We start from the raw sequence: 23,516 nt of genomic DNA on the forward strand, positions 1-23,516 counted from the left end.
AGACTTCATCTTATGGTTGCTCCTCTCTTTGGGTGATGTTGTCTTCGCAAACACCATTCTACCAAAGATCGGGGCACTTTTTTATATTTTTATGTGATGGTACTTTCGTAATTCAGGATTATATGTTCGTTAGCAAAAAGGGATGGAAAATATTACATTTAAAGTAAAAACACACTTAGAAATCCGCATAAATCGCTGTTTTTTTTAGAGCAAAGAAAAGAACTTATTTTTATGGTTTTACAGAATCTAAAATATATCTATGAATCATGAAACCAATGTTGTCCGCATCCCGTATCACCTTTTAATATGAAAGACGCTATATCGCAATTTATTAGTTATCCATACGCAAAGGAGAGAAGACACTAGTCGGTAAGCTTAACAATTAATTTTGGGAGGATATAGAATGGATTTCGGAATATTATTAGAGTATGGCTGGGTACTGTTTGTATTGATTGCGCTAGAGGGGCTGCTTGCAGCTGACAATGCTCTCGTCCTTGCGATTATGGTTAAGCATTTGCCTCCAGTTGAACGTAAAAAGGCATTGTTCTATGGCTTGGCAGGCGCGTTTGTTTTCCGCTTTGCTTCGTTGTTCGCAATTTCGTTTTTGGTCGATGTCTGGCAGGTGCAGGCCATCGGGGCGCTCTATCTACTGTTTATCGCGCTCAACCATATATTACGTAAGGTCATCGTCAAGAAAGGCGAAGAAACAGCAGCCAAGAATACAGGAAAAGAACCAAAGAAAAGTGGTTTCTGGATGACTGTTCTCAAAGTTGAAGTGGCGGACATCGCTTTCGCGATTGACTCTATTCTAGCGGCTGTTGCCCTCGCCGTCGCATTGCCGACAACGAACTTGCCGAAAATCGGAGGTATGGATGGCGGTCACTTTATCGTCATTTTCCTAGGTGGTTTTATTGGACTTGTCATCATGCGCTTTGCAGCGAATATGTTCGTAAAGCTGTTGGAGAGCAGACCAGCTCTGGAAGTTGCCGCATTCTGTATCGTCGGCTGGGTCGGTGTTAAGTTAGCGGTTCATACACTTGCACATCCATCGCTGCACGTCATCCCGCATGATTTCGCAGAATCGGCAGGCTGGAAAGTTACGTTCTACGTCGTGCTTATTCTTATCGCGGTAAGCGGTTGGTTCCTTTCAGGAGGCAAGGAGAAGGAAAAACACGAATCAAGAGCGGCTTAATCGGATTATATATATGCAATGGAAGCAGCAGCCTGTTGAGTAACCTCAACAGGCTGTTTTAATTGTGCCTATAATATCGGAATACAGGGTGAGCCGCATGACGATGATGTATCGTTTGGGGGCTGCTTCTTTTTGGCAACTGGCTATGGCTGTCGGCTCGAAATTAATAAAAAAGACCGATAGTTATATCGGTCATGTCGAAGCTCTCTTTAGACGAAAAATGAATTTGCTGCTCTATGGATAATGCTTCCATCAGACATACGAACGGAATCATCGTTATATCCAATAATTGTTGAGGCTGGTCTAATCTGCATTCCGTTTTGCATCGGTTTGATTATAGTTTTTTCAGAAATCGCTATCTCAAAATCTTTGTTCGTAATTAGTCTTTGACCTTCTTGAAGTTTAATTTTCTGTTGCATTTAAGCATACCCTCCACGGTTCTATTTGTTTATTATCCTAAATCAAAATACTACACTAATAACATCATACAAAGCAATGGCAGAGAATACAAATGAAGACATCTCATCGATTTTTTCGTCTTCGAAGGTAACATCTGGTACTTGAAGTTATGAATAGTTAGAGATTTATCTCGCTGAAAATGATGCTGTTGAATGTTATTGGAGGGTGGAAGTAAGATGAGAATTGGCGATCAGACGTATTTTTCGAGCGAGATTTTAGAAGCGGTTGCAGATCGGATGATTCCGGAAAATGCATGGCCGTCGGCGACCGAAGGAGGAGTCATGACATACCTGAAACATAGTGCTGCTCAGGATGCACATCTGTAACCTAAATAGGATGACAGATGTTATGCCTCCATTTCCCCTGACTCTCGGCGCCTCCAACTCATGAATACGAAGGACAATGCAATGACCGAGAGGATAGCCCCAAGAAATCGAACTCCCCCGGCGCTGAACTTATCTCCCATTACGATGCCCAGCAACAATGATGAGAGAATGGTTCCCAAATATCTCGATGTCATAAATATTCCAGATGCTACACCGATAATTTCTTTTGGAGAACTTCTGAACAAGGCGGCTTGCATACCGACATTGTTCAACCCGTTGCTAATACCAAATGCAGCTAACGCCAAGCAGACGCTGATAACTGGTGAAGTTTGATTCCATGTCATTAACCATATTGACCCAAGTGTCATCAGTATTCCGGATACTAGCAATGCTGGTCGAGGACCTGATTTATCAATCCATCGTCCTGCTATTGGCGAAACAGCAAGCGAGCACAAACCCAGGCTTAACATGAGAATTCCTGTATGGAATTCGTTGACATGACGTACCATTTGCAAGTAGGACGGAAGCCCGAAAAAGAGCGAGTAATAAAGTACATTCACGAGGATGAATTCAACATTGAGCCAAACCATCGCAGGATATTTTGCGAATGTGCGCAAGGGAATAAAGGGTGATGTCGATTTAAACTCATGTCGTACGAAAGCCACCAGTGAAACGAGGCCTATCAATCCGACAATGACATGCAAAAATGAAACATGCCCAGCTGATATTGCTGACAGTATTACAACGAGCAGGGCAACCAGCCCCACTGTGAAAAGCAGAACCCCTGACGCATCTATCAAATCAAACCATTTACGAAAGGACATGCCCTGTGCAGAGGTTGTTGGCGGTTCGTCTTTAGGAATATTCCTCCAAGCTAATAGAAAGCTCGTCACCACAATCGGTATATTGACAAAAAAGATAGCAGGCCAATCCCACCAGTGAATCAAGACCCCGCCAATAAAGGGTCCAACTGCTGCCGCTCCAGATAGGAATATGGATAAAACGGACAGCGCAGTCGCTTGTTTCTCCGTAATATGAATTCGCACAATGGCCATTCCAACTGAAACGATCATGCTTGTTCCGATGGATTGCACAATGCGGAGCACGATAAGCCAGCCAAAGCTTGGTGATAGTGGAGCTAATAATGATGCAACGAAGGCTACAACAAGTCCGGTAAGAAATATCTTCTTGCGACCGAATAAATCACTGGCTTTTCCCATAACAGGCTGAGCGATACTGCTTGCAATGTAGAAAGAAAAAATAATCCATGAAACTACTGTAAAGTCAAGGCCGTACACATTTTGCAGCCGTGCAATAGCAACAGAAATCATCGAAGAATTTAATGGATTTAACAATACCCCTGTTCCGACGGAAAACATCAACCACTTGCTGCGAACACTCATTTTTGGTCCCCCCAAAAGCGTATTAATGTCATCGTACTTGACTTCGCTTATTCATACCAACGCATTTTATGTTATGATAACATTGACTCGAGGGAATGAAGGGAGGACATGATATGGAACTTCTTCAACTGCAATATTTTCTCACCGTAGCTCGTCTGGAACATGTGACCGAAGCTGCACGAAGTCTGCATGTATCTCAATCGTCACTAAGCAAAACGATTCAACGCTTGGAAGAGGATTTAGGGGTCCCTCTATTCGATCGAATAGGGAGAAAGCTGAGATTGAATGAGTTCGGAAGCAGATTCCTACGCCGTGCAGAACGGGCTTTGTTTGAATTGGAACAAGGGAAGCAGGAGATTAGCGATTTTTCCAGACCGGAACATGGCACAATCGAATTGGCAGTAACCACCGCTAGCACGTTACCAAATATCCTTAGAGAGTTTCGGTATAAGCGTCCCCATATCCAATTTCACGTACAAATGCTAACCACGAAAGAAATGGTTACGCTTTTACATAGAGGAGAGGTCGATATCTGCTTATCCTCACCTCCAATACAAGGGGATGACATCGAATGTCAAATTGTATACATAGACCCGATCCTTGTAGCTGTTCCAAAAGGACATCGGCTGGCAGAACGAAGCAGCGTATCTTTGTCAGAACTAAAGGATGAATGGTTTGTCGGTGTAAAGAGAGGCTACGGCACTCGCGATCTAGTGGATTCTATATGCCAATCGGTTGGATTTGTACCTAAATACGTGTATGAGGGTGATGAACCGGCAAGGCTAATCACTCTTGTGGAGGCAGAAATTGGCATAGCCTTTATCCCAAGTACGGCACGGTTTTCACGGGAATCTATTAAATATCTCGAAGTAGAGAATCACGAATTGGTGCGAGAAATTGCTTTATTATGGAACAGGAATCGGTACATTTCGCGGGCTGCTCTTGAATTCCGTGAGGTTGTTGTACAATATTTTGAGGGGATATCCAAACAGACAATAGCAATGGAGACATAGAGATGCGCACTGCGTGCGGTCATCGACCGCTGTTATCCGCTGACAGATTGGTCTGCGGTCAAGTTGAAAGAAGCGTAACACAGTTGATGAGTACATATCGACTATCAGTGAATGTTCATGGTATTATTTGAGATATAATATATTCATATTAGGAGGCTATGTTATGGGAACAGGTAATCCGGTAATTATAACAGTAGAAACGATCGTTCATTCTCCCATCGAAAGCGTGTGGAAATATTGGACGGAACCGAAGCATATCACACAATGGAATAAGGCTTCCGATGACTGGCACACGCCATTCGCCGAGAACGATCTGAAGGTCGGCGGTAAATTCGTGTCGAGAATGGAAGCTAAAGACGGCAGCTTTGGATTTGATTTCGGCGGCGTTTACGACGAGGTGAGCATTAACGAAAGCATCTCCTATACGATTGCTGACGGCAGGAAAGTGAAGATCACGTTTATCAGCCAAGACAATGATACAAAAATCATCGAATCGTTCGAAGCGGAAGAGACTAATGCCGCCGAGATGCAACAAGCTGGATGGCAGGCGATTTTAGATAATTTCAAGAAATATGCAGAAACGGCTACAATAGAATAAAATATTTTCGCACCTTAGAAGCGCATGCCAACCTCGGCATGCGCTTTGCTGTGTACGATCGAGGAAAATAATACGGTCAGAAAGAAAGGCAGTCTCAAGATGACTAAACTCGCCGCTAAGAAATAGCTCGCTTTGAACTAAAGTGAAGAGTGGCGGTGCAGGGGCTATTCCTGTACCGCCATCTTACTATTTTGAGCGGTTTGCAGCCAAATGGAGTAAATGATGAGCAAACGAAAGAGACGCTTAAAAGTGATAGACGCTCCCAAATTCTTCGCTATTAACTAATCAGTCAAGTGACGGTGGTGTAAACGAGATCTTCAGCCGGACAGAGAAACCTTTATTTTTCTAATTCAGCGAGTATTGTGGCGTACGCGGACTCAGATTCCGCTAATCACTTAAAAAAATCATTTTTACCCTCGTTTAAATGGTGATAACGGATCTCATGTCCGCATAATACGCAAAAATGGTCAAAACGCAAATATAACGGAACTTCAATCCTCTCATCACAAATTCATGTGTTGAAGTCAGCGATCAGCCTCAAGTACAGTTCAGCACCGGCTTGCGCGCTGCCGTCGTTTCGTCGAGCCTGCGTACGACTGTATTATACGGGGCATTGATGACGATTTCCGGATTCGTTCTGGCCTCTTCGGCGATTTGAATCATCGTGTCGATGAAGCTATCAAGCGTTTCTTTGCTTTCCGTCTCGGTCGGTTCAATCATGATACACTCCTCAACGTTAAGCGGGAAGTAAATCGTCGGCGGATGATAGCCGAAATCGAGCAGCCGCTTAGCGACGTCTAACGTCCGGACACCGTACTGTTTTAGTCCGCGGCCCGACATTACGAACTCATGCTTGCAAACGCCAGGATACGGAATTTCGTAGTGGGATGCGAGGCGGTGCATCATATAGTTGGCGTTCAGCACTGCGCATTCGGATACGTGTCGCAGCCCTTCCGGACCGTAGGTCCGAATATACGTATAGGCCCGCACAAGAATACCAAAGTTGCCATAAAAAGCTTTGACCCTGCCAATTGACATGGGACGATCGTAGTCGAAGAAGTACGTTCCGTCTTCGCGGCGTCCAACGATCGGCTTCGGCAAATAGGGTATAAGCTTGCTCTTTACGCCGACGGGTCCGGAACCTGGACCGCCTCCGCCATGCGGGGTGCTCATCGTCTTGTGCAAATTGAGATGGACAACGTCAAAGCCCATGTCGCCAGGGCGGGAAATGCCCATGATCGCATTGGAGTTCGCTCCATCATAGTAGAGCAGGCCTCCAGCATCGTGTATGATTTGCGCGATCTCAACGATCTGCTCCTCGAACAGACCGAGCGTGCTCGGATTGGTGAGCATAAGCGCGGCGGTGTCGCTGCCAACAGCTGCGCGCAAGGCTTCAAGATCGACCATGCCCCGCTCGTTCGACTTGATTGTAACCGTCTCGAAGCCGGCAACGGTTGCACTGGCTGGGTTCGTTCCGTGCGAGGAATCCGGTACGACTACCTTCGTTCGTTTCTCGCCGCGGCTCTCGTGATAGGCGCGAATCATCATAAGTCCTGTCCATTCGCCATGTGCGCCGGCGGCGGGTTGAAGCGTCACCTGGTCCATTCCGGTGAGAGCGGCCAGATCATTCTGGAGCGTATAGAGCAGCTCAAGGGCGCCTTGAATACTTTCTTCAGGCTGATAGGGATGGATTTTGGCAAAACCGTTGAAGCGTGCTGTATCCTCGTTGATCTTGGGATTGTACTTCATCGTGCAGGAGCCAAGCGGATAGAAGCCGTTGTCGACACCGAAGTTGCGGCGGGACAGCTCGGTATAGTGACGGATAACGTCTACTTCATACACTTCCGGGAGCTGAGCCTGTGATTCTCTCAGCATCACTGGTGGAATATATTCACCGGGCGCAGCCTCGGGAACGTCGCAGGCTGGAAGCGAGTAGGCCACGCGGCCAGGCTTGCTCAATTCAAAAATAAGTGCTTTTTCCGGTTTGGTTGTCATCGTCATGCCAATTCCCCCAGTCTGCTTGCAAAGCTATCGATTTCAGTGCGCGTGCGTTTCTCCGTGACAGCAACGAGCATGTGGCCGGTCAGCTCCGGATAGGCCGACCCAAGGTCAAAACCGCCAAGGAATCCGGCATTCAACAGCTTCAGATTCATGACTTTCACCGACGTACCTTCAGGCAGCTGGATTACGAATTCGTTGAAGAAAGGCGCGGAGAATGGAAGCTTGATTCCGCTCTGGGCAATGAGCTGGCGGGAGGCGTAGTGGGCCTTCTGCAGGTTCAGGTTAGCTGCATCGTAAAGTCCTTGTTTACCCATGGTCGACAAGTATATCGAAGCGCAGAGGGCAAGCAAGGCTTGGTTGGAGCAAATGTTGGATGTCGCTTTCTCGCGGCGGATGTGCTGCTCGCGGGCTTGCAGTGTCAATACGAAGCCGCGCTTGCCATCGAGGTCGGTCGTCTGGCCGACAATTCGGCCGGGCATCCGGCGCATGAGCGGCTCTTTGACAGCGAAGAAGCCGCAGGTAGGTCCACCGAGTGATTGCGAAATGCCAAGCGGCTGAGCATCGCCGACGACGATGTCGGCACCGAGCTTGCCAGGGGTCTCAAGCAGTCCGAGTGACATCGGATTCGTGCTGACGACGAGCAATCCTTTCACGCCGTGAATGATGGGCTCAATGGCAGCGATATCCTCAATGCAGCCGAAGAAGTTGGGGGATTGGATAAGCACGGCAGCAGTCTCGGTACTCACGGCTGCCTTTAATGCATCGAGATCTGTCACCCCATTCGCATAGCCGACTTCTACGATCTCCAGGTTCAAGCCATGAGCCATCGTTTGGACCATTTCGCGGGCTTCCGGATGAACGGTGCGGGAGATGATTAGCTGCTTGCGCTTCGTCGCTCCGGTCGCAAGAGCGCCGGCCTCTGAAAGCGCCGTTACTCCGTCATACATGCTCGCATTGGAAACAGTCATGCCGGTCAATTCGCAGATATAGGACTGAAATTCGAAAATAGCTTGAAGCTCGCCTTGGCTGATCTCCGGTTGATAAGGAGTGTAAGCTGTGTAAAATTCGGATCGCGAAATCATATGATTAATTACGACGGGAAGGTGATGGTCGTAAATGCCCGCGCCAAGAAAGCTGGTGTAGCGGTCAGTGTCAGCGTTGCGGCCGGCAAATGCCTTCATATGCTCAAGCAGCGAGAACTCGTCAAGAGCAGGTGACATTGGTAAAATGCCGCGATAGCGAATCGCTTCGGGGATATCACGAAATAGCTCTTCCGTCGACTCTGCGCCGATCGTCTTCAGCATGTCGGCTTGGTCCTGATCGGTCATCGGGATATAGCGGTGTTTGTTGGGCACGAGGCTCACTCCTTAGGCAGTCTTTTGTAAAATGGGGTCTTAATAACGACGGCTTTTAATCGTTTTCCGCGAATTTCCACCCAAAGCTCGGTTCCGAGCTCCGCATAATCGGCGTCGATTAAGGCGAGTCCGAGGTTGCGCTTCAGTGTCGGGGACTGCGTTCCTGTCGTTACTTCTCCGATTTTAGTTCCGTGAGCAAATACGGAATAGTGGGGGCGCGGAATGCCGCGGTCAATCATTTCGATGCCAACCAGCTTTCGCGGCACACCGTCCGTTTTTTGCTGCTGCAGCGCTTCTTGTCCAATGAATTTATCCTTGGTCAGCTTGACAAAGAAGCCTAAGCCAGCCTCAAGCGGAGTAATCGTATTCGACAGCTCCTGGCCGTAAAGCGGCAGGCGAGCCTCGAAGCGGAGCGTGTCGCGAGCGCCAAGACCGGCAGGAATTAGTCCAAACGGACTGCCCACCGTAAGCAGCGCATTCCATACCTCTTTCGCCTGACCGGCAGAGACGTATATTTCAAAGCCGTCCTCCCCGGTGTAACCCGTTCGCGAGACGAGCGCCCGAGCGCCGCCAAGGGATACGTCAGTGGCAAAATGGAAAGGAGCCAGCTTGTCGCAATTTTCCGTCACCAAAGCCATAATCGCGGCAGCGTTAGGACCTTGAAGAGCGAGCAGCGCCAGCTCATCGGACCTATTTTCAAGCGTAACGTCGCCGATTAAATGCTCGCGCATCCAATCGAAGTCCTTGTCGATATTGGAAGCATTTACGACGACAAGAAATTGATCAGCTGTGATCCTGTAGACGAGCAGATCGTCGACAACGCCTCCGTCCGGATAGCACATCAGCGTGTATTGGGCTTGGCCGTTGGTGAGTTTGGACACATCGTTCGTCGTCAATTGCTGCAGGAAGGCTTCTGCGAAGCTCCCGGTCACCATAAATTCCCCCATATGGGATACGTCGAACAGGCCAGCCTGTTGACGGACGGCATCGTGTTCCTTCTGAATGCCGGAGAATTGAACGGGGAGTTCCCAACCGCCGAAATCGATACAGCGTACGCCAGGAAAATCGGCATAGAGCGGGTATAGCGGTGTTTTCTTAAGTTCGTTCATCTTACTCAGTCCTCCTCGGATTCGTAATAGCCGAACAATGCAAATAAGGACAGCAGCAAAAAAGCTAACGTCCGCAGCAAATATGCCGCTTTGCGTTTTCTCTTTGCTCTGTCCTTTGTACCTGAGAGTTGCCCCGAACAAGAATCTTGTTCAGGTTTCCCCTTGGGCGACAACGCGCACGCTCTAAGCGCACCGTATGTTCTCTCCAGAGGTGCGTCCGATAAAGGTCCTTTTGCCTGAGAGATTCACCCATATTAGGTTTACTCCTTCGGCGCCGCCGCTGTCTGTTCTGGGCGATCTCTCCCTTTACCATCATCCGCATATTTGGTTTTATAGTCTACTTATACACGACCCTTGAATGGAGTGTCAACGATAATTTCATGCAGTAAAAAAATATGTGAGGTATATTGACATGTTCTTGCGTTCTACATTAAGCTATAAGCATTAAATGGCATAAGCGGATGACGATGGTGGGAGAGACCCAAGGCGAGGTAATAATCGCAGGGCACCGAAGGAGCAAGTCGACGGCCAGTCAGCCGGATGATTAATCTCTCAGGTAAAAGAACCGCCATCTGACGCGACTCTGGAGAGCGCGAATAGCCACCAAAGGGGTAAGCGCAGTCGAAAGACTGCTTAAACTCTCAGGTACCCAGGACAGAGAACACGGCACCAAGCCGGTTCTCTGTCCTTTTTTGTGTTTTTATCATGATATGGAGGTGTCTCCCGTGAGCTTACAAACGGTGATGTTCTTATAATTTTTTTTAAAAAAGTAAGCAAACTATAAAAAAACGAATGAAAGGATGTTGAGCATGAGCGAGGTTAAAGCAGGTTTGGGATATTCGGAGGAGCATGAGTGGGCGAAGGCTAACGGAACAGTGATTCGAATCGGCATTACCGATTTTGCTCAAAGCCAACTTGGAGATATCGTATTTGTCGAGTTTCCTGAAATAGGTGCCGAGCTTGAAGCGAATCAACCATTGGGGACGATTGAATCGGTCAAAACCGTATCGGACCTGTTCAGTCCAGTTAACGGAATTGTCACCAAGGTCAACGAGACGCTGCTCGATTCGCCGGAGCTGGTGAACTCAGAGCCTTATGGAGAAGGTTGGATTATAGAGGTAAAGGTAAACGGAGATGCTGAGGAAATTGTGAAGGCGCTGCTGAGCTCTGAGCAATACGAAGCCTTTATTTCAACGAAATAAGAAGAACGGTTCGATGCAGCAGGCTAGAGAACGCAAGCCGACAGTTATTATCATCCGACGGAGTTCGCAGAGCTGAAGAATGCATGACGATCAGATTGGCGTTCTGGTGAATTTAGTTATAATCAAAGTCAACCAATCCTCAATTCTTTGCTGTGTTAAAATATTCTGCAGTATTGTTCTTGTACCATGGGAATTCAAGGGATAAGGGGATGTCATGACGAAGGTGTCTAAGCTGGATTCTGAAAAAGAAATTAAGCGGATTATTGCACAATCAAAGCAAGCAGCTCTGATGGCGCTTCAAAACTATAATTTGGAATGGGAAAAAATACGTTTCAACCAATTATCCGGTACATCAACATTTGTAATAGAAACGAGTAACGAAGGGGATTTTTTACTCCGTATTTTTCATGCAGGAATAAGTAGAGAAGAAATAGAATCTGAACTCGTTTGGCTTGATGCTTTGAATGAAAAGATGGATATTCCCCTCCCTAAGGGGATATTAGACCGAAATGGATCTAAAACTGTACAAATTAATTTGGAGAATGGGTACATCGGTTACGCTTCATTGATGCGTTGGGTAGAAGGCGTGCAAGCGAGTGGCGATCTTACTGAAGATCAAATTTTTAGAGAGGGAATCCTCTTGGCAAAGCTTCATCAGGTATCACAAAATTTCGAATTGACCTCTAGCTTCATGCGCCCTTTTTGGGGTGAGGAAAGCTTTAGGCAAGCTATGACTCGGTTATCGCAACATTATGATCGGTTCCTGATAGATACCGAATTCCAGTTGTATCAATCAGCGGCTGAAAGGATACTCTCCTGGATTAACAATCTTAGCAAAGATGATGAAAGCTATGGATTAATTCATGGCGATTTGCACCAAGGGAACATTGTATTTCATAATGGAGAACCTCGTCCAATTGATTTTGGGAGATGTGGATTTGGATACTTCCTATATGATATAGCACATGCGATTTTGGGGCTTTATCCATGGCAAAGGGAGTTACTGATTAAAGGTTATGAAAGCAAGAGGAGACTAGAAGGCGACTGGCTTCCCGCACTAGAAAGTTTTACAGTGATGGTCATGATAGAGAATTATTGTCATCATGCCCCTGATCCAAGGGAAACCGAAGGGCTAAAAGAAGAACAGCCCTATGCACAAGCTATAATAAAAAAATATTTAGCAGGGGCACCGTTTCTTTTTAATCCGATAAAAATTTGAAAGAAAAAATCCTTTTTTTACTATGGAAAAATTATGCAGATTTATTACGTTAGATACAGTATACTTAAGGAGTGTTTTCTATAATTTGAACTGGAGGTGTCAGCAATGTGCAGTATACCCCCATCCAGAACAACTCACTTATCCGACTCAATCATGTGCACCCTCAAAGAACTACCTTCCGAACTTCAGGTAAAAGCGGCAGCGAAAGCGATCGAGATTAACCCAGAGAACGCGCCGAAAGCCCACCAGGTCCTACTTTTGTCACAACAGGAGCAAGCAAACCCCATCAAATTGGCTTTACTGACATTGAAACGCTGGAGTAGAAGGGGGGTAAACCTGACCGTCGGATTCATCGGGAATCCATCTGCTGAATTGAAAGCACGGATTATTAGCCACATGAATGCATGGAACGTGACCGGAAACATCGTGTTTACGGAATCATCTGACAATCCTCAAGTCCGAATCAGTTTTGATGGTAAAGGATATTGGTCCTATACCGGGACCGATATTCTGCTGATTCCTCCTGACAAGGCCACGATGAATCTTGAAGGATTCAGTATGGATACGCCTGAATCAGAATTCCGACGTGTCGTTCGTCACGAAACTGGTCATACACTTGGCTTTCCTCATGAGCATCGCCGTCCTGAGATCGTGAATCTCATTGACTCGGAAAAGGCAATCGCCTATTTTGCAGAGCGTTATAATTGGTCTCGCGAGAAGACAATAGGACAGGTACTTACTCCACTTGACCCGCTCGTTAGTGAAACGGTGGTGGCGGACCCTAACTCCATCATGTGCTACAAATTGCCAGCGTCCATCATGAAGGATGGCATTGCTGTCGCAGGAGGCACGGACATTGACGCTTCAGATATGCAGTTAGTTGCAATTTTGTATCCCAAGTCTAATGCAAGCAAGAGCCTCATGCATACTGTGCGCAACTCGGACGGAAGCTGGCAGCCACTGGTGGAGCTGCATAATAAATTCAATATTCAAAGTCCGATCCTTTCTGTTGCAGGTGCAAAAGGCGAAAACGGCGATACGCATTTAGCTTTCGCCACGATCTGGGGAGGACCTGAGGAAATTGGCGAATTGTGGCACACGATTCGCCACTCGGATGGCAGTTGGTCGGGGCCGGACAATCTTTCTCGGTTGCTTGAAATTCCCAAAGGTGTTGCAGCAGTCGCAGCGGCGAGCGGGGCGAATGGAACGACACAAATCATTTTTGCAACCAGCGATGGACATCTATGGCACACGATTCGTGAATCGCACGGGAATTGGCAGCCGATTGGCGACCTTCGAAGTGAAGTTAAGGTGCCTGGGAACGTGGTGGCTCTCAGCGGAACTAACGGTGCCGATGGGACTACGCAATTTGCGTTCACTACAAATGACGGACACCTCTGGCACACCATTCGGCGTGCTAACGGAAGCTGGCAGACGCTAGGCAACCTATCGGCCGAGCTTTCAACTAAATGGTCTGGAGTAGTTACCACGATTGCAGGGGCTGCAGGTCCAAGTAACGGGGATGCGGTGTTTGTCTTCGCTACAAACCGCGCACATCTATGGCATACTCTTCGCCTTAGAAATGGCGGGAAGTGGAAGGGTTTGAATGATCTAGGAAAAGAATTGCAGGTGGAGAAACGAGTCATCGCAATAGGTGGCAGCTCCGGTTCTGACGGACAAACGCAATTCGTCTTTACTACCGAGGATGGACAGGCATGGCATACCATCCGTTATGCTGATGGAGGCTGGCAAAAGGCTGTTCCACTAAACTGGGTACTGCCAATCAGAGGCTCTATGCCAACTTTGACAGGTGTGACCGGCGACAACGGAGAGACGCACTTTATCTTTTCAACGTACCAGTAACAGAGATTGCTATGGCGGATTTGCTCCCAAGGGCTTATCCGCTATCACTTACTAATGCGCTGTCGAATGGCAGCGCATTATTTGTATGTTAATAAGGTGTGAAATCAATAATCCGGGTAACGATATATGTTCTTGTCCTCCGACAGCTATAGGGTTATAACTATATTGAAGCAATTCGTACATTTTGAGGGGTATGTTTAATGAAGAAAAGAATGAAAATAAGGGATCTGATCTATGTAAGCGGCGAGCATCAAACGAATTGTTTTTATTCGTATGGAATTGAATTTTATGAATTCATGAACGGTGTAGACAACAGGCCGGAGAATCTTTTGCTGCTTAGGCATAATTTTGATAATGCTCAATGGAATCAACACTCTAGATTTGATTATGTCATGAAGGAAGAAATTAATGAATTGATTGAGGATTCTGTTTATGACTATGGAGATTTTTGCTGGGTGGATTTTTCGAAAGAAGAGGATTTGGATGCCTTAAGCAACAATCAGATTGCTGAATTATTGTTTTTTGGTCATCTTGCTAAGCCATTACATAATATTCCAAAGATAAGATTTGCCTATTATGCACATGATGACGGCTGGTTTAACAAGCTCTATGTTACAAACCTTTATGATTATGAAACTCTTCTGGCCAGAGTGATTACTTTGAAACTTCATAAGTTAACCGGAAGAAAATTTTGCGATATACCAAAGGACATAACATCGGCACTATTAGAATGCACGAGAGATGGATTATTCATTGACTTATCGAGAGTTATTAAGAGCACAGTTCAATTAAAAATACCGATTACTACTATCGGACATTACACGGATATGGACAGAGTATACAATTTTAGGGAAGAAATAAGTGATTACAAGTTCTGGTTAGTATATTCAAAAAAGTTATGGAGATTAATCAAGGAAATCTAAATTAGCCTGCTTGGCCAAGTGGATTCTGTTTCCTATTATAGGATGAGGTTTTCATTTCGCTTCATAATAATTGACACTCATAGCTTACTGACAGAATTCATGTGGAGTTTAAAGATGTTGTTGACACGACACTGAATGGTGACCTATAATCAAAGCGACACTGAAAGGTGTCAAATTAGCGATTCACGCCTCAAGGGGCCTACGTTCAAAGAGCCGCATACGCTTAGGAGGTTGTGAAATTAACGGCTGACCTAGGTAATCATATTTTAGGAGAGGGTGTTGTGAGAGATAACGACCAGCTGCGGGATGTGTATGACGCGATTGCAGATCCAACTAGGCGCCGACTGATTCGTCTGTTAGCAGAGGCAGAGGAGATACCGCTGCATGAATTAACGGCACAGTTTCAAATGGGCCGTACAGCAGTATCCAAGCATTTGACAATACTTAAAGAGGCTGGACTGGTACTTGACCGAAAAGTCGGCAGAGAAACGAGATTTAGGCTAAACGCCTCTCCACTTAGAGAAATTCAAGATTGGGTGGCTTTCTACACCAAGTTCTGGAGTACGAATATGTTGCGCTTAAACCAACTATTGGAGGAGGAAGAAGAATGAGTTTAGTATTAACCTTGGATTTTCAATACTCGACAACGATCGAGAAGCTTTGGTTCGCCATCACCGATTCAAGCAAGCTTGCCAAGTGGGTGGTCAACATCCACAATGGTCAGCCGATGGAAAATGATTTTGTGCCTGTCGTAGGACACCGTTTTCAGTTTCGTACTCAGCCGTCCGAATATTGGGATGGCATTATTGACGGGGAAGTGCTTATCGTGGACGCACCAAACCGGGTGTCCTATACTTGGGCCAGCGGAGAGGAGAAGCACACGGTCACCTGGACGCTGCAGGATTTAGGGGACGGAAAGGTTAACCTTCATCTCGAGCAAACCGGATTCGCCAATGTTCATGGTCTCGAAGGCGCAAGGTATGGCTGGGGTAAATGGTGCGGCGAGCTTGATAAGGTGTTGGAACAATAACTGCTTTCGGTACTAAAACATCTCCTTCCCCCAGGCTAAATTAATGGGTACGATTGTTGAAAACTGTTTGACCCGAATAGACATAAACCGGCTGCATTTCGTTTGCAGCCGGTTTATGTCTACTTCTCACAATCTGACAAGTTCTCGTCGTTTCGGTAAAGTTCACACTAATTGAATATGGATAAAGCTAACAATGTGAATATTAGTAGAAATTAACACTATCGGAAGGATGTTAAGAATGAGCGAATCTAATCAGGAGTTTATTGTAATCTCTGGTGCGAGGGAAAACAATCTCAAGAACGTATCCTTGCGCATTCCCAAGCGGAAGATCACGATCTTCACAGGGGTATCCGGTTCCGGCAAGTCATCGATCGTCTTCGATACGATCGCCGCAGAATCCACGCGATTGCTGAATGAGAACTTCAGCATATTCGTGCGCAATTTCCTGCCCCGCGTTCCACAGCCGGATACGGACGCGATCGAAAACCTGAGCATGGCTGTTATTGTCGATCAGAAGCGTCTGGGCGGCGGTTCCCATTCTACGATGGGAACGATTACTGATATCTCTCCCATACTCCGTCTTTTCTTCTCCCGAGTTGGTAAGCCCTATGTTGGACAAGCGCACATGTTCTCGTTTAACGATCCGCAAGGCATGTGTCCCGAGTGCAACGGGATCGGTCGCAGGCTAGGCATCGACATGAGCAAGGCGCTGGACATGTCAAAGTCGTTGAATGAAGGGGCAATTATGCTGCCGGACTATCCGGTGAACGGCTGGGAATGGAGCATGATCGTTCAGTCGGGAGACTTCGATCTCGACAAGAAGCTGAGCGATTATTCGGATGAGGAACTGGATCACCTGCTGTACGCCAAGGCAAGGAAAGTTAAGATGGATTTCGCTGGCAAGGCAACGAATATAACAGTGGAAGGCGTCATTGAGAAGTTCACCAACAAATACATCAAGCAGGATGTGAAGACGAAGTCCGAGCGCACACAAAAAACGGTTGCGCCGTACATTTCAGAGGGACCCTGCTCCAGCTGCCGCGGCGCGAGACTCAGTCAGGCCGCGCTAAGCTGCAGGATCAATGGACTCAACATTGCGGAGCTGTCCTCCATGGAGGTCGGACAGCTCATCCGGGTCATTCGGGAGATTGACGATCCTGTCGCGGCGCCGATCGTCAAGTCGCTGACGGAGCGGTTGCAGCATTTGGTGGATATCGGGCTTGACTACTTGACGCTGGACCGTGAGACTGATACTTTGTCAGGCGGCGAGTCGCAGCGCGTCAAGATGGTGAAGCACCTGAGCGGCAGTCTGGTGGATGTTACTTACATCTTCGATGAGCCCAGCGTTGGCTTGCACCCCCGGGATGTTCACCGGTTAAATGAATTGCTTCAGAAGCTGCGCGACAAGGGAAATACCGTGATTGTCGTCGAGCATGATCCCGATGTGATCAAGTTGGCGGACCATATCGTCGACGTCGGGCCTCACGCTGGCAGCCGAGGCGGTACCATCGTGTATGAAGGAAGCTTCCTAGGCCTGCTGGAGGCAGGTACACTGACTGGTACTCATATGAAGCGGCCGCTCCAGCTGAAGCACGAATGCAGGCAGTCATCCGGCAAGTTGTCTATCAAGGATGCCACACTGCACAACCTGCGGAACGTGAGTGTAGATATTCCAACCGGAGTGCTGACAGTCGTAACAGGTGTCGCAGGCTCGGGCAAGAGTACGTTGATTAATGATGTATTCCTCAGCCAGCATCCGGATGCGATCGTCATCGACCAATCGGCGGTAGGAGTGTCAACACGCTCGAATCCTGCTACCTACACGGGCATTATGGACGATGTGCGCAAGGCGTTTGCTTCCGCGAACAAGGTTAATCAAGGCTTGTTCAGCTTCAACTCCAAGGGGGCTTGCGAGAACTGCCAAGGGCTTGGTGTTGTGTATACAGACCTTGCATTCCTCGACAGCGTGAAGCTGCCATGTGAAGAATGCGGCGGTAGAAGGTTCAAGGAAGAGGTGCTCGCGTACAAGCTGAACGGCAAGTCAATTGCAGAAGTGCTGGAGATGACTGTGGAGCAGGCATTGGATTTTTTTCAGCTAAAAGAGGTTGTGCGTAAGCTTCAGGCTATGAGTGATGTGGGACTGAACTATATTACACTCGGCCAGCCGCTCAGCACGCTCTCGGGCGGGGAATGCCAACGCATCAAGCTGGCAAGCGAGCTGCATAAGAAGGGCAGCATCTACGTGTTGGACGAGCCGACAACCGGCCTACATATGTCAGATATCGGTCACCTTCTGGAGATCATGAACCGCCTCGTGGATGCCGGCAATACGGTGATCGTCATCGAGCACAACCTCGATGTAATCAGCCATGCGGATTGGATCATCGATATGGGACCGGATGGAGGCAGCAAAGGCGGCCAGGTGGTGTTCGAGGGCACACCTCAGCAGATCATCCATACGGAGCAGTCGATCACGGGAAAATACTTGTTGTAGATGCAGTCGAATGACATGAATATGTAACCATATAACTCCAAGCGCTGTGTGATTTTTTATTATAATATATGGTTTTGAGCTAACGAGGAAAAATTGTTGAATAACACACATAGATGAGCAGTCGCTACGGCGGCCTGCTCATTTTTATTTTGCTTTGAAGATAAGGCTCTGGAAAATAAGTGGTATAATGATGTCTAGTAGGAGGGGAATTGATGGACAAAACACTGGTGAACTTTCTAATCCTGACAGACTATAGTTTGCATCGAACGTTTATTCTGCATGTAAGAGCCCACTTACCCGCAGAAGTTAAAGCATCGTGTTCGTAGTATTAAAGCATTTTATTAACCAGTACCTTGAAAATGAAAAGGTAAAAAGCCGAAAAAGCCTCCAAATCTTGACTTACATTAGCGGACATCAAGTATATGCTTTGAAAACACATAATGACCGCTAATCTATATTAGCGGTCATTTGAAACCTGGAGGTAAGTCACGGGACCACACATTGAATAAGTGGCTTGCTGGAGCTTTGATTTGTTATGAGCCACTTGATGGACACAATTGATGTTCCCGGTATTACTCACCGGAAGCCGGAGTTGCAGACTAAGCTTAGTCAGTACGAGGGTATAAGCCAGCATTGGCTTCTATTACCACCTCGGCGGAAATAATCGTACGAAGTCGTGCTAATTTGAGTTCAAATACGCATAGGTGGTGAAATAATTTTGAGGAAACCTTGGAAAGTCGCGGTATTCGGAATTATTGGAATCGTTGTTCTTGTCGTTATACTCGCTGCTGCCTATATCAATAATATTGGATTCTATAACATTAAGCTCATGTACACATTAGGTACAACGGATAAACAAATAGTCGTGATGGATGGGGAGGGGCATTATCTTGCAAAAGAGAATCGTTCCATTGAGTCTCTTCTTAAAGAACGAATGAGCAGCGAAGGCTGGACCTATGTCGAGCAAGAAGGCTCTAATTATTTTTTTAAAAAGGGGGATGAAGAAACGAACGTTTCCGTGCAGCAATGGAATCATAACTATATCATTTATCAAGTTAAAGATAACGTCGTCAATATAGCGGACTAGTACGTAATTATGTTGTACACTTTAAATAAACAAAACCCCACCATTGTTATATCAAATGGTAGGGCAGGGCTTTTGTTTATTTAATTATCAGCTTTATCAATTTCATATCCATACACTGTGTAACCTGCACTATACCGATGCCTGGACTGCGCAGCAGAAGCAGCTTGCCCCTATTCTGCGCCACGATTCTATTTAAGCAATCAGTATAAAGGCTGGGCGAGACACTTCTCTCCTGATCTGACCAAAGAGAATATTATTATTGGCCTTCGTGAGACGGATTATGGTCGATGTGTATATCGCAGTGATAACAACGTTGTCGATCATCAAGTTGTTAACATGGAATTTGAAGGAGGTGCAACAGCGATGTTCAGCATGTGCGGGTTTACGTTCGAGCAGGAACGGAGAATTCAAATCATGGGAACAAGTGGTGAGCTTCGGGCTGAAGGGGATACCATAACGCTGTATGACTTTCTGACCCACCAGAAGACAGAGCTTACAATTCCGCCTCAAGTGACTGGTCATGGGGGCGGCGATGCTGGAATTGTTCGCAGCTTCTTAAAGGAAGTCCGGAATTATACAGGACAAGAAAGCTTGACCTCAGCAGCCGCATCGGTAAGGAGTCACTTAATGGCCTTTGCAGCGGAGGAATCACGCTTAGATAATGGCAGGATGATCGTATTATCAGACTATGCCGAGGCGTTAGCGGCAGCGAAATAGCTCCATCAACATGCATCTGAGTGATGAAGAGTTAATCAATATTTGTTGGAATATAAGAAGTTTATAAAGGTTGTTCGCCGCTGCCTCGCCAATCGCAGGAATGAGAGCGGCGGACAAGGATTGCGTAATAAAGCTTGGCATGAACAGCAGTGGAAACACATAGCCGGCCAGCTGGCCGAACACCAAAGGTGTCAGGTGACAACAAAATAGTCCGATTGAAGTCCGCGTAAATCGTGGGCTTTTTTTAGTTATAGGACCAAATTCTCGTCATTATGCGATGTCAAAAACTTGATTCGATTACCATTTTGTGACAAGAGCATTGTCCGATTATCTACTTCTACGAAAGAAACTGCATGTGATACGTGCAGAGCTCTCAACGTTCGTTCTACCTAGTGGCATTTCATAAAGTTACTGAATGAACATGCAACATTTCAGAAAAAGTATTTTATTTATAATACTACCTTGACTGTCATGGTACTGTGTTGTATCATTTAGATGCGGAGGTGATTAAATGAGCGAGAACAAAATTACATCCGACCTGTTGCGCGGACATACCGACACGATGATCTTACGGCTCTTATCCGAAGCTGACCGCTACGGATACGAAATTGTCAAGCTGATTGCCGAGCGCTCGGGCGGCGAATATGAATTAAAGGAAGCCACGATGTACTCCAGCGTCAGACGGCTTGAGACAGAAGGCGATATCGAGTGGTATTGGGGTGATGAATCTCAGGGTGGACGTCGTAAATATTTTAGAATTACCGAAAAGGGTAAGACTGCTTACGCCCGCAATATAAGCAACTGGGAGTACGCGAAGCGCGTTCTTGAAAGCTTATTATAAGGAGAGATGATGTATGAATCAGAAATTGACGAATTATTTGAACGGCGTATTTACGCCATACGATGGAGTAAAAAGCGTCACCGAATTAAAGACTGACCTGCACTCCGATTTACAGGAGCGATTCCGTGAACTCAAAGCTGAAGGCAAGGACGATGAAACAGCGTTTAAGATGACTATTGAGAGTATCGGCGACATCGAACAAACGATCCTGGAGGTCGCCAACCTCTCACGCTCGCTGGAACGTCAGGTGGTGACAAACTTTAGCGGAAGCAACCTGGCGAAAAGCGACTTTGCAGGCGTTACGGCCCATAAAGGACAGTTTACAGGCAGCGCGTTGCACGGTTCCGACTTTTCGGGCGCAGATTTGACTGGCAGTTCGTTTAAGAGCAGCGACGTACGCGAAGCTAATTTTAACGGCGCGAATCTGACGGACTGCAGCCTATCCGCACTTGACCTGACAAATGCAAGCTTCAATAAGACGATCCTTGTACGAACCAATTTCAGCAAGTCGGGGCTTGACGGAGCCAAATTCACAGGAGTAAGACTGACCGATGTGACGTTAACGCTGACCGATCTTAGCAAAACGATTTTTGAAGGTTGTTTATTTGATGGGGTTGACTTCAAGTACTCTGCCTTAGGCGGGCAGCGTTTTGACGGACAGACGTTTATCGGCGTTACGTTTGACAAGGCGGCATTAAACGAAGTTTCGTTTAGGGGAGCAACGCTTAAAAATGTGTCTTTTAATTCAGGTTTTACGTTAACGAAGAAATATTATCGCATCATTAAAACGATCTGCTTTGACGGAGCGATGATGGATAAGTTGACTTATGCCTCTCTTAAGGGCATGGAAGCCGATCTGTCTAAGGTTACCGTAATTTAAAGGGGGATAAAAATATGCCAAACCAATCAATTAAAGTAACAGGGCTCATAAAGTCCTATAAGGATCTACAGGTTCTAAAGGGCGTAGATTTCGAGGTGGAAGAGGGCAGTATTTTCGCATTGCTCGGGTCCAACGGGGCAGGCAAGACTACGGTTGTCAAAATCCTCACCACGCTGCTCAAACATGATGGCGGATCCGTTGCCGTAAACGGATTCGATGTTGCTTCAAAGCCCGAGAATGTGCGACAAGCGATCAGTCTGACCGGTCAATTTGCCGCCGTTGACGAATTATTGACCGGACGGGAAAATCTTATCTTGATTGCCAAGCTGCGTTACCTTAAAAACCCACGACAGGTTGCAGACGATTTGCTTAAAAGCTTCGGCTTGACAGAAGCCGCAGACCGCAGAGTATCCACTTATTCGGGTGGTATGCGCCGCAGGCTCGACATCGCCTTGAGCCTTGTGGGAAAACCAAAGATCATATTCCTCGACGAGCCGACCACAGGACTCGACCCTGAGGCACGTATCGAGGTATGGAACATTGTCAAAGAGCTTGCGAACGGCGGTACGACGGTTCTTTTAACCACGCAGTATCTGGAAGAAGCAGAGCAGCTTGCCGACAAAATTGCCATTTTGCATGAAGGTAAGATCATTGCCAGCGGCACGCTCCCGGAGCTGAAAAAGATGTTCCCTCTCGCAAAGGTGGAGTATGTTGAAAAACAGCCGACATTAGAGGATATATTCCTTGCAATCGTCAGCAAAAGGGAGGGAAAGTAAATGGAGAGAGTACAGAAACATTTCTTCAGAGATATGAGCATTCTGCTAGGACGTTCTATGCGTCATATTTCACGCAGCATGGACACCATCATTACGGTCGCCATCACGCCGATTGCGTTGATGCTGCTGTTCGTCTATGTGTTCGGCGGTGCCATTCAAACCGGAACGGATAACTATGTAAATTACCTGCTGCCAGGTATACTTCTAATTGCTATTGCTAGCGGAATATCCTACACGGCTTTTCGACTGTTCAACGATGTGCAGAAGGGCATATTCGAGCGGTTTCAATCCATGCCCATTTCACGTTCCGCATTTCTTTGGGGACATGTGCTGACCTCACTAGTATCGAACGCTATATCCCTTATCGTAATTATTCTCATCGCTTTGATTATGGGTTTTCATTCGTCTGCGGGGATCCTGTCGTGGCTTGCAATTGTCGGCATACTCGCGCTGTTTACGCTGGCATTAACTTGGATAGCTGCGATTGCAGGCCTGTCTGCGAAAACGGTCGAGGGCGCAAGCGCCTTTTCCTACCCGCTTATCTTCCTGCCGTTTATCAGCTCGGCGTTTGTGCCAACCGAGTCGATGCCGACTGTCGTTCGCGCCTTCGCTGAAAATCAGCCGGTGACCTCGATCGTGGAAGCCATTCGTGCACTGCTGTCGGATCAGCCGGTGGGCAATGATATATGGGTCGCTCTTGCTTGGTGCGTCGTAATTTTGATCGTAGCCTACTTCTTTGCAATGAAGGTATATAAAAAGAAAGTTTGAAAAAGGACATTATCGTCCGGATGAAGTCCGCGGCGCGGAAACCGCGGGCTTTATTTTGTTCTCAGTTTATAGTGGAGGGAAGGATGGAATTTATTGGCATGCTGCAGGAAAATAAGTCTAACAACGTCTCCGTAGATTATTACCCTGAATCCGTGACCAATCTCTAATTTGGATCTTTAAACGGATGGAATTACTACCAGCCATATCCAATTGAATCTTTGGGTAAATGAGAATAACTCAAAGTAGAACCCTCGTCTAAC

At 46.8% G+C, this 23,516-nt stretch carries 21 protein-coding genes, 1 pseudogene and 3 riboswitches; of the genes and pseudogenes, 17 read left to right on the forward strand and 5 right to left on the reverse strand.

Features of this window, described 5'->3' with window-relative positions; genetic code table 11:
• Positions 1-403 precede the first annotated feature (403 nt).
• Positions 404-1,192, forward strand: a complete 789-nt coding sequence (locus tag AC1TPC_RS25775) for a TerC family protein (protein WP_482069588.1) — start codon at positions 404-406, stop codon at positions 1,190-1,192.
• Between the two features lie 209 nt (positions 1,193-1,401).
• On the opposite strand, the gene AC1TPC_RS25780 is transcribed toward AC1TPC_RS25775, so the two are convergent.
• A complete protein-coding gene (locus tag AC1TPC_RS25780) occupies positions 1,402-1,611 on the reverse strand; it encodes a hypothetical protein (RefSeq protein WP_482069589.1) in 210 nt (69 codons plus the stop codon).
• Positions 1,612-1,827: 216 nt separating this feature from the next.
• Here AC1TPC_RS25780 and AC1TPC_RS25785 point away from each other — a divergent pair, with 216 nt between their 5' ends.
• A complete protein-coding gene (locus AC1TPC_RS25785) occupies positions 1,828-1,977 on the forward strand; it encodes a hypothetical protein (RefSeq protein ID WP_482069590.1) in 150 nt (49 codons plus the stop codon).
• 20 nt (positions 1,978-1,997) lie between these two features.
• On the opposite strand, the gene AC1TPC_RS25790 is transcribed toward AC1TPC_RS25785, so the two are convergent.
• Entirely contained in the window at positions 1,998-3,380 is a 1,383-nt protein-coding gene (locus AC1TPC_RS25790) for an MFS transporter (protein ID WP_482069591.1), read from the reverse strand.
• Positions 3,381-3,493: 113 nt separating this feature from the next.
• Here AC1TPC_RS25790 and AC1TPC_RS25795 point away from each other — a divergent pair, with 113 nt between their 5' ends.
• Both AC1TPC_RS25795 and AC1TPC_RS25800 read left to right on the forward strand, forming a co-directional pair.
• Entirely contained in the window at positions 3,494-4,393 is a 900-nt protein-coding gene (locus tag AC1TPC_RS25795; RefSeq protein ID WP_482069592.1) for a LysR family transcriptional regulator, read from the forward strand.
• 163 nt (positions 4,394-4,556) lie between these two features.
• Positions 4,557-4,991: an SRPBCC family protein gene (locus AC1TPC_RS25800; protein ID WP_482069593.1), complete on the forward strand. Its 435-nt coding sequence runs from the start codon at positions 4,557-4,559 to the stop codon at positions 4,989-4,991.
• Positions 4,992-5,528: 537 nt separating this feature from the next.
• Here the strand turns inward: AC1TPC_RS25800 and gcvPB are convergent.
• Genes gcvPB through gcvT form a run of 3 tightly spaced genes read right to left on the reverse strand, consistent with a single transcriptional unit; the run spans position 5,529 to position 9,456 of the window.
• Positions 5,529-6,992: an aminomethyl-transferring glycine dehydrogenase subunit GcvPB gene (gene gcvPB, locus AC1TPC_RS25805; protein WP_482069594.1), complete on the reverse strand. Its 1,464-nt coding sequence runs from the start codon at positions 6,990-6,992 to the stop codon at positions 5,529-5,531.
• Positions 6,989-8,347 carry an aminomethyl-transferring glycine dehydrogenase subunit GcvPA gene (gcvPA, locus tag AC1TPC_RS25810; RefSeq protein WP_482069595.1) on the reverse strand — a complete coding sequence of 453 codons (1,359 nt, stop codon included), beginning with the start codon at positions 8,345-8,347 and terminating at the stop codon, positions 6,989-6,991. Before gcvPA ends, gcvPB begins: the two co-directional genes overlap by 4 nt.
• A 5-nt stretch (positions 8,348-8,352) precedes the next feature.
• Positions 8,353-9,456, reverse strand: coding sequence for a glycine cleavage system aminomethyltransferase GcvT (gcvT, locus tag AC1TPC_RS25815; protein ID WP_482069596.1), 1,104 nt, complete (start codon positions 9,454-9,456; stop codon positions 8,353-8,355).
• A 106-nt stretch (positions 9,457-9,562) separates the two neighbouring features.
• Positions 9,563-9,667, reverse strand: a riboswitch (glycine riboswitch).
• A gap of 3 nt (positions 9,668-9,670) precedes the next feature.
• A riboswitch (glycine riboswitch) is annotated at positions 9,671-9,772 on the reverse strand.
• A 145-nt stretch (positions 9,773-9,917) separates the two neighbouring features.
• Positions 9,918-10,034: riboswitch (glycine riboswitch) on the forward strand.
• 231 nt (positions 10,035-10,265) lie between these two features.
• Here gcvT and gcvH point away from each other — a divergent pair.
• From gcvH to AC1TPC_RS25880, 13 genes and pseudogenes are all read left to right on the forward strand, one after another.
• Positions 10,266-10,658 carry a glycine cleavage system protein GcvH gene (gene gcvH, locus AC1TPC_RS25820; RefSeq protein WP_482069597.1) on the forward strand — a complete coding sequence of 131 codons (393 nt, stop codon included), beginning with the start codon at positions 10,266-10,268 and terminating at the stop codon, positions 10,656-10,658.
• A 214-nt stretch (positions 10,659-10,872) separates the two neighbouring features.
• On the forward strand, positions 10,873-11,877 hold the full coding sequence (locus tag AC1TPC_RS25825; protein WP_482069598.1) for a phosphotransferase enzyme family protein: 1,005 nt from the start codon (positions 10,873-10,875) through the stop codon (positions 11,875-11,877).
• A 396-nt stretch (positions 11,878-12,273) separates the two neighbouring features.
• Positions 12,274-13,740 (forward strand): hypothetical protein, encoded by a 1,467-nt coding sequence (locus AC1TPC_RS25830; protein WP_482069599.1) that lies wholly within the window; start codon positions 12,274-12,276, stop codon positions 13,738-13,740.
• 200 nt (positions 13,741-13,940) lie between these two features.
• Positions 13,941-14,663 (forward strand): hypothetical protein, encoded by a 723-nt coding sequence (locus tag AC1TPC_RS25835; RefSeq protein WP_482069600.1) that lies wholly within the window; start codon positions 13,941-13,943, stop codon positions 14,661-14,663.
• 281 nt (positions 14,664-14,944) lie between these two features.
• Complete coding sequence (locus AC1TPC_RS25840) at positions 14,945-15,274, forward strand: ArsR/SmtB family transcription factor (RefSeq protein WP_482069601.1); 330 nt, start codon at positions 14,945-14,947, stop codon at positions 15,272-15,274.
• The gene (locus AC1TPC_RS25845) at positions 15,271-15,693 is read left to right on the forward strand and encodes an SRPBCC family protein (protein ID WP_482069602.1); all 423 of its coding nucleotides are present in this window, start codon (positions 15,271-15,273) and stop codon (positions 15,691-15,693) included. Before AC1TPC_RS25840 ends, AC1TPC_RS25845 begins: the two co-directional genes overlap by 4 nt.
• A gap of 238 nt (positions 15,694-15,931) precedes the next feature.
• On the forward strand, positions 15,932-18,187 hold the full coding sequence (locus AC1TPC_RS25850; protein WP_482069603.1) for an ATP-binding cassette domain-containing protein: 2,256 nt from the start codon (positions 15,932-15,934) through the stop codon (positions 18,185-18,187).
• Between the two features lie 718 nt (positions 18,188-18,905).
• Positions 18,906-19,274 (forward strand): hypothetical protein, encoded by a 369-nt coding sequence (locus AC1TPC_RS25855; protein ID WP_482069604.1) that lies wholly within the window; start codon positions 18,906-18,908, stop codon positions 19,272-19,274.
• A gap of 135 nt (positions 19,275-19,409) precedes the next feature.
• Positions 19,410-19,991: pseudogene (locus tag AC1TPC_RS25860) on the forward strand (gfo/Idh/MocA family oxidoreductase); the annotation flags it as partial.
• A 511-nt stretch (positions 19,992-20,502) separates the two neighbouring features.
• A complete protein-coding gene (locus tag AC1TPC_RS25865) occupies positions 20,503-20,832 on the forward strand; it encodes a PadR family transcriptional regulator (RefSeq protein WP_482069605.1) in 330 nt (109 codons plus the stop codon).
• Between the two features lie 13 nt (positions 20,833-20,845).
• A complete protein-coding gene (locus AC1TPC_RS25870) occupies positions 20,846-21,712 on the forward strand; it encodes a pentapeptide repeat-containing protein (protein WP_482069606.1) in 867 nt (288 codons plus the stop codon).
• Positions 21,713-21,726: 14 nt separating this feature from the next.
• Complete coding sequence (locus tag AC1TPC_RS25875) at positions 21,727-22,488, forward strand: ABC transporter ATP-binding protein (protein ID WP_482069607.1); 762 nt, start codon at positions 21,727-21,729, stop codon at positions 22,486-22,488.
• The gene (locus AC1TPC_RS25880; protein ID WP_482069608.1) at positions 22,489-23,256 is read left to right on the forward strand and encodes an ABC transporter permease; all 768 of its coding nucleotides are present in this window, start codon (positions 22,489-22,491) and stop codon (positions 23,254-23,256) included.
• The last annotated feature ends 260 nt before the right edge of the window (positions 23,257-23,516 follow it).

It is taken from the genome of Paenibacillus sp. Y280 (genome assembly GCF_056786335.1).

Bases quoted from the DNA above. Each gene is read 5' to 3' on its own strand.
- AC1TPC_RS25775 (WP_482069588.1), top strand. From the start codon at position 404: ATGGATTTCGGAATATTATTAGAGTATGGCTGGGTACTGTTTGTATTG.
- AC1TPC_RS25780 (WP_482069589.1), bottom strand. From the start codon at position 1,611: ATGCAACAGAAAATTAAACTTCAAGAAGGTCAAAGACTAATTACGAAC.
- AC1TPC_RS25785 (WP_482069590.1), top strand. From the start codon at position 1,828: ATGAGAATTGGCGATCAGACGTATTTTTCGAGCGAGATTTTAGAAGCG.
- AC1TPC_RS25790 (WP_482069591.1), bottom strand. From the start codon at position 3,380: ATGAGTGTTCGCAGCAAGTGGTTGATGTTTTCCGTCGGAACAGGGGTA.
- AC1TPC_RS25795 (WP_482069592.1), top strand. From the start codon at position 3,494: ATGGAACTTCTTCAACTGCAATATTTTCTCACCGTAGCTCGTCTGGAA.
- AC1TPC_RS25800 (WP_482069593.1), top strand. From the start codon at position 4,557: ATGGGAACAGGTAATCCGGTAATTATAACAGTAGAAACGATCGTTCAT.
- gcvPB (WP_482069594.1), bottom strand. From the start codon at position 6,992: ATGACGATGACAACCAAACCGGAAAAAGCACTTATTTTTGAATTGAGC.
- gcvT (WP_482069596.1), bottom strand. From the start codon at position 9,456: ATGAACGAACTTAAGAAAACACCGCTATACCCGCTCTATGCCGATTTT.
- gcvH (WP_482069597.1), top strand. From the start codon at position 10,266: ATGAGCGAGGTTAAAGCAGGTTTGGGATATTCGGAGGAGCATGAGTGG.
- AC1TPC_RS25825 (WP_482069598.1), top strand. From the start codon at position 10,873: ATGACGAAGGTGTCTAAGCTGGATTCTGAAAAAGAAATTAAGCGGATT.
- AC1TPC_RS25830 (WP_482069599.1), top strand. From the start codon at position 12,274: ATGAATGCATGGAACGTGACCGGAAACATCGTGTTTACGGAATCATCT.
- AC1TPC_RS25835 (WP_482069600.1), top strand. From the start codon at position 13,941: ATGAAGAAAAGAATGAAAATAAGGGATCTGATCTATGTAAGCGGCGAG.
- AC1TPC_RS25845 (WP_482069602.1), top strand. From the start codon at position 15,271: ATGAGTTTAGTATTAACCTTGGATTTTCAATACTCGACAACGATCGAG.
- AC1TPC_RS25850 (WP_482069603.1), top strand. From the start codon at position 15,932: ATGAGCGAATCTAATCAGGAGTTTATTGTAATCTCTGGTGCGAGGGAA.
- AC1TPC_RS25865 (WP_482069605.1), top strand. From the start codon at position 20,503: ATGAGCGAGAACAAAATTACATCCGACCTGTTGCGCGGACATACCGAC.
- AC1TPC_RS25870 (WP_482069606.1), top strand. From the start codon at position 20,846: ATGAATCAGAAATTGACGAATTATTTGAACGGCGTATTTACGCCATAC.
- AC1TPC_RS25875 (WP_482069607.1), top strand. From the start codon at position 21,727: ATGCCAAACCAATCAATTAAAGTAACAGGGCTCATAAAGTCCTATAAG.
- AC1TPC_RS25880 (WP_482069608.1), top strand. From the start codon at position 22,489: ATGGAGAGAGTACAGAAACATTTCTTCAGAGATATGAGCATTCTGCTA.